Origin of the sequence: Pseudobutyrivibrio xylanivorans, from assembly GCF_010906925.1 — a bacterium.
GTDB lineage: Bacteria > Bacillota > Clostridia > Lachnospirales > Lachnospiraceae > Pseudobutyrivibrio.
This window is the reverse complement of the sequence record NZ_VTVE01000001.1, coordinates 814,474-826,743: the sequence shown is the minus strand read 5'-3', so window position 1 is coordinate 826,743 and position 12,270 is coordinate 814,474. Positions and strand designations below refer to the sequence as shown.

The following is a 12,270-nucleotide window of genomic DNA, read 5'->3' as shown; positions in this document are numbered from 1 at the left end:
TCCTCCTTATACGGTAACAATTGTACCATTGAATTTTCCTGTGATAGCCTTAACAATTGAATCCTCTTCATTTAATGAGAAAACATACATAGGCATCTTCTGCTCCAACGCAATAATAGATGCTGTAAGATCTACTACCTGAAGCTTTTTATCGAGAACCTCCTGGATGCTAATCTCATCATAGCGCTTAGCGCTTGGATTCTTAGCTGGGTCACTATCGTATACACCATCAATAGACTTAGCAAGTAAAATAACATCAGCCTCGATTTCTACTGCACGAAGTACTGTAGCAGTATCTGTTGAGAAATAAGGATGTCCTGTACCACCTGCAAAGAAAACAACCATGCCTCTTGCAAAGTACTTGTTGGCTCTATCCTTAGAATAAAGCTTTGAGCAGTTGCCGCACTCAAATGGAGTAAGAACAGAAGTCATCATACCGACTGTTCTAAATATCTCAGAAACATAAATGCAATTCATAACAGTTGCAAGCATACCAATCTGATCTGCCTTTGTTCTGTCGATATTCTCTGATGAACGACCTCTCCAGAAATTGCCGCCGCCAATAACAACGCCAACCTGAACTCCGTCATCAACAAGCTTCTTAACCTGACGAGCAACCATTAAACATGTCTCCTCATCAAATCCAAAGCCCTTATCCCCCGAAAGTGCCTCTCCGCTAAGCTTAAGTAATACTCTCTTCATGAAATACCTCGAAAAATATATATTTCAGACTAGACTGCAAATACACTATTTACATCTACGTCTGAGTAGCTCTGTGAGCAGAAGCCTTCGATAACAGCACCGTTGTTAATCTGTACTGAACGAGACTTAATATTGCCCATAACAACAGCTGAAGTATCAACAACAACTGGACCGTTAACATCGATATCACCCTTAACAGCGCCAGCGATAACTGCTGAAGTAGCTGTGATGTTACCAATGATTACAGAACCAACGCCAACCTTAGCTGTTCCTGTTGTAACTACCTCACCCTCAATCTTTGCAGCATCAGCAAAGAACTCAGCAGATGAAGAATTACCATTTACCTTACCTGTAACAGTAAGCTTGCCATTACATGTAACGTCGCCATTAATCTCACCCTGAACCTCGATAGAACCGATAGATTCAACATTACCTGTAACCTTCATACCACCAGTGATAATAGCGTTCTCATCAGAAGCATTGCTTCTTGTTTCCCCTACATTTCCAATAACATCCATAGTCTTTGGTGCCTCCACTTTTTCTTTTTTAGAATCTGAAAAGAATGACTTCTTCTCCTCCTTTACCTCCTCAACTGGAGCCGCTGGTGCATCAGCTGGCTGATCAACTTTCTTAGATACCTGCTCAAGAAGACCATCTAACTTGTTAAGCTCTGACTCTACGTCAATATCACCATCAAGGGTATTAACCATGACTTCCTCAGAAGCAGCGCCCTCGCCTGGAACAAGCTCGTTAACCGCGTCGTTAAAATCCTCCTTGAAATCCTTAAAAAATCCCATTACAATTCCTCCATAACATTTATTTTACGTTAACGTGATGTATAACGTATGTATCATCAGTAATTGGTAAAATCATCACTCCCGCTTGCTGTAATGATTCTATAAGTCTAGGTAAGCTCTCCACTGTAACATCCTTCTCGTGAAGCAATACCACAGACGTCTTGTATTGTACCACATTATTCATCACATTATCAATAAGGTCATCCTCTGTGAAAGCTGATATAGTGGCATCTCCGGCCTGTACATTCCAATCATAATATACGGCCCCCTTATCATTTAATACACCAATTAAATCACTCATAGATGTAGTGTGGAATGTGTTGCTAGAACCACCAGGAAAACGATAAAAATGTGTATCTACACCTGTAGTGTCTAATATAAGCTGATGAATCCTATCATAGTCAGAAGAGAAACTCTCCGTGGACTGATATAGGGTACTATAATCATGAATATAACCGTGCATGCCTATAGTATGTCCCTCATCAACTATACGTCGATATGTATTTGCTGAAGCTTCATCCTCCTTGCCATTAACAAAGAAAGTAGCCTTGACATTGTAATCATCAAGGATATCAAGAATCTGCTCCGTATTCTCACTAGGTCCATCATCAAATGTAAGATAGACAAGTGGAATATCCCCTGTCTCAGCAAAGTTCTCCGAATTATCTACCACATATATACTATCCTCTATCTCCTCATCAGACATAGCAGCTTCTGTATATACATCGGTCACCCCATTAACCTTTGCAGATAATACATCAACTTGCTTTTGTAACGAGATTACCTCGATACATAAAAAAGTCAAAACGCATAAAGTGATTAACATAAATGCGATGATTGTAGTGACAATCATCTTCTTCATTCGAGCGACACGCTTGCGTTTGGCGCGCTGTCTCTCGAGCCCCATGTTTGAACCTTCCAAACTATTTCCTCCCCTACTGAAAATTCTCTTTAATTTTATCACATTACTTTCACAAGATAAAGCATAAAAAAAGAAGGACTACACAAAATGTAGTCCTTCCGCTTTACCTATAATTAACTTATTACGGGAATCGGAACCCATCCAGGATTGCCTTCGGCAATAAGGGCTCCTCTGAATCACATTTTCTTCGGCATAGCCTTGAAAATATGATTCTATGCATTCATCTGAGCTGCAACTTCAGCTGCGAAGTCTTCGTTCTTCTTCTCAAGACCTTCACCAGTCTCAAAACGAACAAATCTCTTAACTGAAAGCTCAGAACCTGTCTCCTTAGAAACCTGCTCTAAGTACTTAGCAACTGACTGCTTGCCGTCCTCAGCCTTAACATATACCTGATCAAGAAGGCAGATTTCCTTAAGCTCCTTAGATACACGACCTTCGATCATGCCATTGATAACCTTCTCAGGCTTCTGTGACTCCTTAGGATCGTTCATAATCTGAGCAAGAAGGATTTCCTTCTCATGAGCAATGTACTCAGCTGAAACTTCGCTACGGCTAACATACTTTGGATTAAGAGCTGCAATCTGCATAGCAAGATTTGTAGCTGCTTCCTTAGCTGCATCTGACTCAGCGCCAGCCATATCAACGATAACGCCGATACGTCCACCACCGTGTGTGTATGATACTACGAAACCATCAGAAGTAACCTTCTCGAATCTTCTAAGAGAAAGCTTCTCACCGATTGTAGCAACCATCTCTACGTGTACATCGTTAACTGTCTTTGATGAATCCTCAGCCCACTTCTCAGCAAGGAGCTCATCAATAGTAGTAACGTTAGAGTTGAGAATCTGCTTAGCAACCTTCTCAACATATGTCTGGAACTTCTCGTTCTTAGCAACGAAATCAGTCTCTGAGTTAACCTCAAGAACAACTGCTGTATTGCCTTCAACTACAACTTTGCAGATACCCTCTGCTGCGATACGAGATGCCTTCTTCTCAGCCTTAGCTGCACCGTTCTTACGAAGGAGCTCGAAAGCTGCATCCATATCACCATCGCACTCAGCGAGTGCCTTCTTACAATCCATCATACCTGCGCCAGACTGCTCGCGAAGGTCCTTTACCATTGCTGCTGTAATAGCTGCCATAATTATGCCTCCTCTTCTGTATCAGCTGCTGCTGACTCCTCAGCAACTTCGTTCATTTCACCCTGCTTTGCCTCGATAACAGCGTCTGCCATCTTTGCAACGATAAGCTTAACTGCACGGATAGCATCGTCATTACCTGGGATAACGTAATCAAGCTCATCTGGATCACAGTTAGTATCGCAAACACCTACAAGTGGAATACCAAGTGCGTGTGCTTCCTGAACACAGATGTGCTCCTTCTTAGGATCGATGATGAAGATAGCATCTGGAATACGATTCATATCCTTGATACCACCGAGAACCTTTGTAAGCTTCTCCTGCTCCTTCTTGAGCTGAGTAACTTCCTTCTTTGGAAGAAGATCAAATGTACCATCTGCTTCCATCTTCTCGATTTCCTTAAGACGTGCAATTCTTGTCTGAACTGTCTTAAAGTTTGTAAGCATACCACCGAGCCATCTCTCGTTTACATAGTACATACCGCAACGCTCTGCCTCAGATGCGATAGCGTCCTGAGCCTGCTTCTTTGTACCAACGAAAAGGATTGTACCGCCCTGCTGTGCGATATCGAAGATAACGTCATAAGCATCGTCTACCATACCTACAGACTTCTGAAGGTCGATAATGTGGATACCATTACGCTCTGTGTAGATGTAAGGAGCCATCTTAGGGTTCCATCTACGTGTCTGATGTCCAAAATGAACACCTGCCTCAAGTAACTGCTTCATTGAAATAACACTCATTTTAATACCTCCTGGTTTGTTTCTTCCGCATAATTCAACCTGACTAACACCCTGCCTACAGTAGGTTGGGAACCATAATCAGTCCTTATGCGTGTATAATTTTAAACAGCCCTTAAAATTTATCATAAAAATCAAATAAATGCAACTAATTTTCAGGTGGAGTTGTTGTTCTAGCCTCTTTATTAACAAGTAACGCCACTATGTCATCATAAGAGCTGCCAACCTGCACATAAAAAGTGCCCGACTGAATGCGATTATCCACTCCTAATTCACCTAAATATTTATTAAATGAGGCTGAACTGTCTACAAGCCCTTGTTTATATAAATTATTGGCAATAGTCTCTGATGACTCACCACTTTTTACAGTAAACGCCTGATAGGACACAGTATCATCTTCATTTTGTTCAGCTGCGTTAGTTTCCTCAGCCTCTTCAACAAATTCATCAATTGTCATCTCTTCTTCTGGCTTTTCTTCAGTTGCAGATGACTCATCTACAGTATCAGCGTCTTCCTCAGAAGTTTCACTGTCAGTCTTCTCAGTGTCTTCCTTAGAATCTTTTTCTTCCATAACCATTCCAAGCTTTTCAGCTCGAGCTATAATTTCCTCATCTGAAAGCTCTTTATTTTTGTAGCCTCCACCAAAGAAGAAGCTAACACTTAAAAGAATTGTAGCAAGAAGAATTCCGGCTCCCAATCCTCTTATATAATATTTAAGTCTCATTATCTTCCCTCCTGATAAAGTCCAAGGACGAATTTAACCTCACCTAAGCCTCTTCCAAGCTTTTTAGCAATTTCAACCTCAGATAACCCTTCATCATGAAGAGTGAGAATCTCCATATTACCGTTTGATTTTGTATCACTATTTGAAGTCTCTTCAGAAAATTTTTCAGCAAGTGCTTCATTAAATGGAATCTGTTTCGAGAGATTATCTTCCTTTTCAGATGCAAATGCTGCCTTTTGTTCCTCTAAAACACGTCTTTCGTCTTCAATTTCAAGTTCCTTATCTCTAAGCAAGTCCAGCTTTTTTGAGACTGCAGAATCTAAAGCCACCAGAGTATCTTCAAGCTCAGATAGCTTCTTAGTCATTTCAGTAGCATCCTTTTGCTTATCATTAAGCATTGAATACATAAAAGTGACCTCTTTATGAGACTTATCTACAGACTCTAAAACATTATCCGAATACTCAGAAATCGCAAGGATTTTGGTATTAGTCTCCTTATCAGTCCTTCTATCTAATTCATCCATGGCCTCATCTATTGTTGCAGAAAGCTTATCTTCCAATTCAACATTGGCGTCAGCCATTTTATCCTTGATAATAGACTCAATCTGATCTCTTGTTAACTTCTGTAGATTCTCTTTGTCCTTAGACGATAATCTTTCAGACACAAAAAAACTCCCAATTATTAGGCCAAGCCCAATGATTAGGAGTACAATTTCAAGTATTGTCATTACAGTCTCCCTCTTAAACTCGCATATCAAATGATGAGCTAGGCTTCTGGAAAATCTTTCCATCTGCCGTCATCTCAGTCTCTTCCTTTTTATCCTTTGGATTAGTAGGCTTGCGATTCTTGTTCCCCTGATAGCCCTTACCACTACCTTCTCTGTCATATTTTGACTCACTCTGCTCGGACTTATATAGATTATTAACCTGCTTCGCCTGTTGCTCCTGCTGCTTATCTACCTCATGGGTAAGATTTTCCTGCTGAAGCAATGGCTTTTGGTCCTCCGCCGAGTGTGTATGACTGACTTCATTGGTGTTTTGAATCATTCCATTAAAATTAAGTGGACTAATTGACATAACATTCCCTCCCGAAAGAATAGCACACAATTACTGTCACATATAACCTATTTAATTAGAATACCCATGTAATCACCTAAAACGTTACGCATCTTCGTCAACGCTTTTGTGTGAAGCTGTGAAACTCTTGATTCGGATACCTCAAGAGCTGCACTTATTTCTTTTAAAGTCATATCCTCGTAATAATATAAAAGGATGACTTGTTTTTCTTTTTCTGTAAGCTTCTCAAGAGCTTCTTTTAACTTCTCAGAAAGCTCTTGCTTTGCTATATTGTCCTCTGGCTGAATAAAATGAGAATTGTGTTCAGCCTCCATAACTGGTTCATTGCCCGCTTCAACAAACTCATTTAGTGAAACCACATTAGTCACATTAAGCTGAGACTGCCATTTTAAAAACTCATCAGAAGAAATATTTAATTCAACGGCTATCTCCTCGTCCGACGCACTATGACCAGTTCTAGCCTCAACAGTCTTGATAGCATCATCTATCATACGCTGACGTTGTCTAATGGTACGAGGAATCCAATCCATTTTTCTAATTTGGTCTAAAATAGAACCTCTGATTCTCAAGCTGGCATAAGTTTCAAACTTAACATCCTTAGCCAAATCAAACTTATCAATAGCATCAATAAGTCCAAAAATACCATAACTGCAGAGATCTTCGTACTCTACAGTATTGCCTAGGTACATGCAAAGTCGTCCCGCAACAATCTTTACAAGTGGCGCATATTCAAGAATCAATTGCTCTCTAAGCTCTGGAGTGGCATTAACCTTATATTTATCCCAAAGCTTTTCTCTGTCACCTGCCTTCATTTATGCCCCCTTAGGTTACACAGAATGGCCAGTCATTCTAGGCTTCGTCTGGCTCCTGCGATTCTTCTGATGATTCCTCTTGACCCTCTTGGCCCTCAGCCTCATCTAATGGTGTGCTAACGCTTATAACATCCTCGTCTATTGGTGTAATAGGTTCCAATGTCTTAAACGCATAATCTAATATCATCTTAATGATGGTACCCATCACAAGAAAAATAGCAACTACAATAGCTAATCTTTTGACAAACTCTGAAAACTCGACTTTTTGTGCAATAGAGATAACGCACGATATAAATGCCGCAGCCAAAGTAATAATAATCGGAACAGGTTTAGTATTTATCATCGTGTGGCCTCCATATACAATATACTAAATAATTTTAACATCTTTGCCAACTGCTTTTATGTAGTATTCTCCTGTTTCGCTATATAGCTCAACAGTACGACCGTAATTTAATCCGCAATCCTCGGCTACTAATCTGATTCCAAGTTGCTTTAACTTAGCCCTGCTGGCCTCTGCATTACGTTCCCCAACGTTGATTCCTGATGACGCTGCACCAGGCATTTCAAACATTTTGGCACCGCCTGCAATCTTTGCAACCATCTTCGCTTTGTTAGCGCCTGCTTTAATCATGTCATCATAAAGCTTTTGTATTCCAGTATCAGCAAATTTTGCAATATTAGAATTATTTCTAATAGCAGTGCTGTCTGGCAACATTATATGAGCTAAGCCGCTTATCTTAGTGGATGAATCGTAAATTGCAATTCCTATACATGACCCTAACCCAATTGTAGTCAGTGCATCAGGAGCCTTGCAAATTTTAAGATCAGCCATGCCGACTTTAATCATCTGCCCCATAATATCACTCTCCTTAAATTGGTATACCAAGTGCTGTTAGTATCTTTGCATAAGAATCTTCTTCTGGCATCAGAATGAAATGTCCCCTTATTCCTAAGTCATCAGAGAATTCAGTGTTAATCATAAGCGCATTGTCGCCAAATATACCAAACTGAACCGCTGGCACAGAAAGAATAGCCGCAGCCATATCTACAGCAACAAATGGCACTGAAGGAACAATCGTAAGATTAGTCAAACCAGATAGTGCAGACAAATATGAACCCGCAATAATGTTACCAATTTCCTTGATTGCAGATAAATCCATCTCATCAAATGGTTCACAGTAATCATCTGGTCTCATCATAAGCTTATTAACTATATGATGAGCTGATTGCATGTCCATCAAAAACATCATCGAACCATCAATATCGCCCTCAACGCCAAGCATGATACCAACAATGATCTCATCCTCGGCGCCAATAGCAGATCCTAATTCCTCAACTGGTAGGAATGCAACCTCAGGAACACTCATATCAATCCTAAGGCCAAGCATATTGGCGATGGCAGTTGTTGCATTGCCAGCGCCAATATTACCTATCTCTTTGAGGACATCAAAATATTTCTCATTAACCTCATTCAGTGTGAGCATCGTTACCTCCCTTTATGATGCATCTGTCTCGCCTATAATTGAGTTAATTTCGAAAATAGAAATCAACTCATCGCCGTTTGTTCCAACACCATTTATGAAAGAATTCTTACTCTTAAGAGTAGATGTTGGAGTCTCGATATCGTCTTCAGAAAGGGAAAGAACTTCCTTAACTTCATCAACAATAACGCCCATAAGTCCGCCTGTTTCAAGCTTTAGAATGATGATTCTCGATGCATCAGTAAATTCATCATCTTCCAAATCCATTCGACGTCTAAGGCTCATTACAGGTACAACCTCACCACGAAGATTGATAACTCCTCTGTAATACGAAGGAGCCTTAGGTACTCTGGTAATTTTACTCATTCGAACTATGTTATCAATATAGGAAATGTCGATACCATAATGTTCGCCACCTATTTTAACTACAATGTATTGCTTTTTTTCTTTTTCAACTACATCATAAACAGCTAAATCTGACATGGTCTCACCTCCTACTATATAACCGCATTAACATCAAGAATCATTGCGATTTCACCATCACCAAGGATAGTAGCACCGCTGATAAGCTTGTTGTTATCAAGTTTACCAAGAGACTTAATAACGATTTCAAGCTGTCCGATAAGGTTATCTACTATGATACCTCCCTGGGTATCGCCCTTCTTACAAATAACAACTGTCATTGTCTCATCTTCATCTTCCTTAGGCTCAAAGTCAAGGATTGAATCAAGATGAATAAGAGGAATAACCTGACCTCTAAGGTGGATAACTTCCTTAGATTCAACATACTTGATATCTGATCTTGGAATATTTTCAATGTTCATAATTGAAGCAAGTGCAATTGCATATTTTTCATCTCTAATCTCAACCATAAGAGCCTGAATAATAGCAAGTGTAAGTGGTAATCTAACTGTAAACTTAGAGCCTTCGCCCATTGTAGACTTAACAGTAACATCACCACCAAGAGCTTCGATATTACTCTTAACAACATCAAGACCTACGCCTCGACCAGAAATATCTGTAATCTGCTTTGCCATTGAGAATGAAGGCATAAACAAGAAATCAATGATTTCTTTCTGAGAAAGATTCTCTGCCTCTTCAGGAGTAACAAGACCTCTTTCAATGGCTTTTTCTTTAACCTTTTCTGTGTTGATACCGCCACCATCATCACCAACTTCGATAATGACGTTATTACCTTCCTGGAAAGCGTTAAGGAAAATTGTACCTGTTTCTGGCTTGCCAGCTGCTCTTCTGTCCTCAGTAGACTCAATACCATGGTCAGCTGAGTTTCTAAGCAAATGCTGAAGTGGATCACCTAACTGATCTACTACAGTACGGTCAAGCTCAGTATCCTCACCAGTCATAACCAAATCCATAGGCTTATCAAGCTTACGGCTTAAGTCTCTGATCATTCGTGGGAACTTAGCAACTACTGACTCAATAGGAACCATTCGAACCTTCATAACTGATTCGTGAAGGTTAGTTGTGATTCTCTCTAAGTACTCTATATTTTCATGTAATGTCTGGCTGTCAATCTCACCATTGCCATTGCTCTGAGATGCAAGTGAGTTCTTCGCAATAATAAGCTCGGAAACCTGATTCATCAAAGCATCAAGCTTTTCGATATCTACACGGATTGTACGTGAAGTAACAGGCTTGTTAGCTGGTGCATTTGTCTTGCCTGCTGGCTTAGCAGCAGGAGCTGCTGGTGCGGCTGGTGCAGCTGGTGCTGCAGGTGTAGCTTGTGCTGCAGCTGCTGGTGCTGCGGCCTCTGCTGCTGGTGCAGCTGGTGCTGGCTCTTCAGCCTTTTTCTCATACATATCAGGTGTTACTTTTTCAGCCTCAACTGACTCTATTTCAGATACGGCCTTTACAGACTCAATAATTGGATCAAGCTCAGCCTCCGTAGAAAGAATAAATGAAAAATCGAACTCGAAATTTTCATCTTCAATATCTGCAGAACTTGGGTCAAATGCCATAATCTGGCCAAACTCTTCTACTGCCTTAAAAACGAGGAAAGCTCTTGCTGCCTTAAGCAAGCACTCTTTATTAATGTGGATTGTGAATCCATAGAGTTGCTTCTCTGCTTTGAGCTTTTCAATCATCTCTGGCTCAAGATTCATCTTCTTAAATAAAGGACCATCAGCGCTGCCAGCTGCCTCTGCTGCTGGTGCTTCAGTCTCTGCAGGTGCTGCAGCCTCTGCTGCTGGCGCTTCTCCGCCTTCTGCCCCTGCCAAATAGTCATTTAAAAGCTTAATAAGAGCTTCGTTTTCTTCTTCACCTTCGTTAGAAGTAGCCTTAACTGTTTCAAGGTAACCCTCGATAGCATCAAGACATTTAAAAAGAATATCAATAAGAGCAGAATTAACCTTTACATTATCATTACGAACTTCCTGGAAAACGTTTTCCATATCGTGTGTAAGATGCTGCATTCTCTTGAATCCCATTGTACCAGCCATACCCTTAAGTGAGTGAGCTGCACGGAAAATCTCGTTAACAACATCTTTGTTTTCAGGCTCTTTCTCCAACTCCATAATATTGTCAGAAAGGCTCTGAATATGACCACTTGTCTCATCGATAAAAATATCCAAATATTGACTTACATCCATGATTTACCCTCCAAGTCTTTTCACAATTGAATTTGCTACAGATTTTAGCGGAGCAACTTCGTTAGATAAACCGCCCTGTTCCACCGCTTTAGGCATTCCATATACAACACATGTGGAAGCTTCTTGCGAAATAACGTAAGTCTTTTTGTATTGATTCAGGTATTTAATTCCTTCTGAACCATCTGCGCCCATTCCTGTAAGAACTACACAAATAATTTCATCAAAGCTAGAGTCTTTAAGAGACTTGTACATAACATCTGCACAAGGCTTAAGGCTATTCACAGGTGGACTGTCATCTAAGTGACAGTAGGCTGCTTTACTTCCGTCTTCGCAGATTTCCATGTGCTTACCGCCTGGGGTAATATAAACCCAGCCTGGCTTAAAGAATTCTCCGTCCTCAGCCTCTTTAACATGAACAGCTGAAATTTGGTCCAATCTAGCTGCAAGAGAGGCTGTAAATCCTTCTGGCATATGCTGAACAAGAACCATTGGTACTGATAAACTAGCTGGAAGCATAGGCACGAAAGTATGTAATGCCTGTGGTCCTCCAGTTGAGCAAGCAAGAGCAATAATTTTTTTGGTTCTAACGCCACTGCCTGTTGGTGCTTTCTTGCTTGGTGTAGCCGGTGTTGAAGCCGCTACTACTGGCTGGTCTTGATTTGACATAGAAGGAGACATCTGAGGCGACTGATTTGTAACGCCCATTTTCTCAATATCTGATGCGGTGCGCGCACTACCGGAACCAGATTTGATATTTTCCAGATGATTCCTAACACTTTCCAAACGATCCTGAGTTGCTTGTCTACTTTCGCTAAAAGACTTTGAATCATTTGAAGAGCTTCCAGAAGATGTAACTGGTCTAAAAGCATTAGACTTTGACACATTATGGAGCGATGTCAGAAGCTGCCTACCAAAAACATCTCTAGTGTCACTACCGGATCTAATAGGCTTTACTACAAAATCAAGAGCTCCAAACTCCATTGCCTTTACCGTCTTGTCTGCATCCTCTTTTAAGATAGAGCTGACAATCACAGCATTGAAGGTGAACTTCTCGTTGTAAAGCTTCTCCAGCAGTTCCAAACCAGTGAGCTTAGGAAGTACCATATCCAGCACGATTAAATCGTACGGATTATTCTTTATTTTGTTGTAAGCATCTTCGCCGTCTGCACTAACGTCGACTACACGAAAATCACTATCTGCGTTTATAATATCACAGATAACCCTTCTCATGAGTGCAGAGTCATCAACAACCAAAATCTTATACATT

15 protein-coding genes are annotated in these 12,270 nt (G+C 40.6%); all 15 read right to left on the bottom strand.

The genetic code is table 11. The features are described 5' to 3' along the window. Positions 1–6: 6 nt before the first annotated feature. Complete coding sequence (pyrH, locus tag F0Q01_RS03875) at positions 7–702, bottom strand: UMP kinase (RefSeq protein WP_090150821.1); 696 nt, start codon at positions 700–702, stop codon at positions 7–9. Positions 703–731: 29 nt separating this feature from the next. Beyond that, complete coding sequence (locus tag F0Q01_RS03870) at positions 732–1,499, bottom strand: polymer-forming cytoskeletal protein (protein ID WP_090150816.1); 768 nt, start codon at positions 1,497–1,499, stop codon at positions 732–734. A 19-nt stretch (positions 1,500–1,518) separates the two neighbouring features. Next, the gene (locus F0Q01_RS03865; protein WP_242941826.1) at positions 1,519–2,421 is read right to left on the bottom strand and encodes a polysaccharide deacetylase family protein; all 903 of its coding nucleotides are present in this window, start codon (positions 2,419–2,421) and stop codon (positions 1,519–1,521) included. Between the two features lie 212 nt (positions 2,422–2,633). Further along, positions 2,634–3,563, bottom strand: coding sequence for a translation elongation factor Ts (gene tsf, locus F0Q01_RS03860; protein WP_090150814.1), 930 nt, complete (start codon positions 3,561–3,563; stop codon positions 2,634–2,636). A gap of 2 nt (positions 3,564–3,565) precedes the next feature. After that, positions 3,566–4,303: a 30S ribosomal protein S2 gene (gene rpsB / locus F0Q01_RS03855; protein ID WP_090150808.1), complete on the bottom strand. Its 738-nt coding sequence runs from the start codon at positions 4,301–4,303 to the stop codon at positions 3,566–3,568. Between the two features lie 145 nt (positions 4,304–4,448). Beyond that, positions 4,449–5,024 carry an endolytic transglycosylase MltG gene (locus tag F0Q01_RS03850; protein WP_090486430.1) on the bottom strand — a complete coding sequence of 192 codons (576 nt, stop codon included), beginning with the start codon at positions 5,022–5,024 and terminating at the stop codon, positions 4,449–4,451. Continuing rightward, positions 5,024–5,689, bottom strand: coding sequence for a DUF6115 domain-containing protein (locus F0Q01_RS03845; protein WP_143096633.1), 666 nt, complete (start codon positions 5,687–5,689; stop codon positions 5,024–5,026). Before F0Q01_RS03845 ends, F0Q01_RS03850 begins: the two co-directional genes overlap by 1 nt. Positions 5,690–5,765: 76 nt before the next feature. Then, complete coding sequence (locus tag F0Q01_RS03840) at positions 5,766–6,101, bottom strand: hypothetical protein (RefSeq protein ID WP_090150799.1); 336 nt, start codon at positions 6,099–6,101, stop codon at positions 5,766–5,768. Between the two features lie 47 nt (positions 6,102–6,148). Then, the gene (locus tag F0Q01_RS03835) at positions 6,149–6,913 is read right to left on the bottom strand and encodes a FliA/WhiG family RNA polymerase sigma factor (protein WP_090150795.1); all 765 of its coding nucleotides are present in this window, start codon (positions 6,911–6,913) and stop codon (positions 6,149–6,151) included. Positions 6,914–6,950: 37 nt separating this feature from the next. Next, entirely contained in the window at positions 6,951–7,256 is a 306-nt protein-coding gene (locus F0Q01_RS03830) for a hypothetical protein (protein ID WP_090486425.1), read from the bottom strand. Positions 7,257–7,280: 24 nt separating this feature from the next. After that, complete coding sequence (locus F0Q01_RS03825) at positions 7,281–7,769, bottom strand: chemotaxis protein CheD (protein ID WP_090486422.1); 489 nt, start codon at positions 7,767–7,769, stop codon at positions 7,281–7,283. 13 nt (positions 7,770–7,782) lie between these two features. Continuing rightward, the gene (locus tag F0Q01_RS03820; RefSeq protein ID WP_090150784.1) at positions 7,783–8,397 is read right to left on the bottom strand and encodes a chemotaxis protein CheC; all 615 of its coding nucleotides are present in this window, start codon (positions 8,395–8,397) and stop codon (positions 7,783–7,785) included. A gap of 12 nt (positions 8,398–8,409) precedes the next feature. Then, complete coding sequence (locus tag F0Q01_RS03815; protein WP_090150781.1) at positions 8,410–8,877, bottom strand: chemotaxis protein CheW; 468 nt, start codon at positions 8,875–8,877, stop codon at positions 8,410–8,412. A 14-nt stretch (positions 8,878–8,891) separates the two neighbouring features. Then, positions 8,892–11,003: a chemotaxis protein CheA gene (locus F0Q01_RS03810; protein WP_090486418.1), complete on the bottom strand. Its 2,112-nt coding sequence runs from the start codon at positions 11,001–11,003 to the stop codon at positions 8,892–8,894. Positions 11,004–11,006: 3 nt separating this feature from the next. Next, positions 11,007–12,269, bottom strand: a complete 1,263-nt coding sequence (gene cheB / locus F0Q01_RS03805; RefSeq protein WP_090486415.1) for a chemotaxis-specific protein-glutamate methyltransferase CheB — start codon at positions 12,267–12,269, stop codon at positions 11,007–11,009. Position 12,270 lies beyond the last annotated feature (1 nt).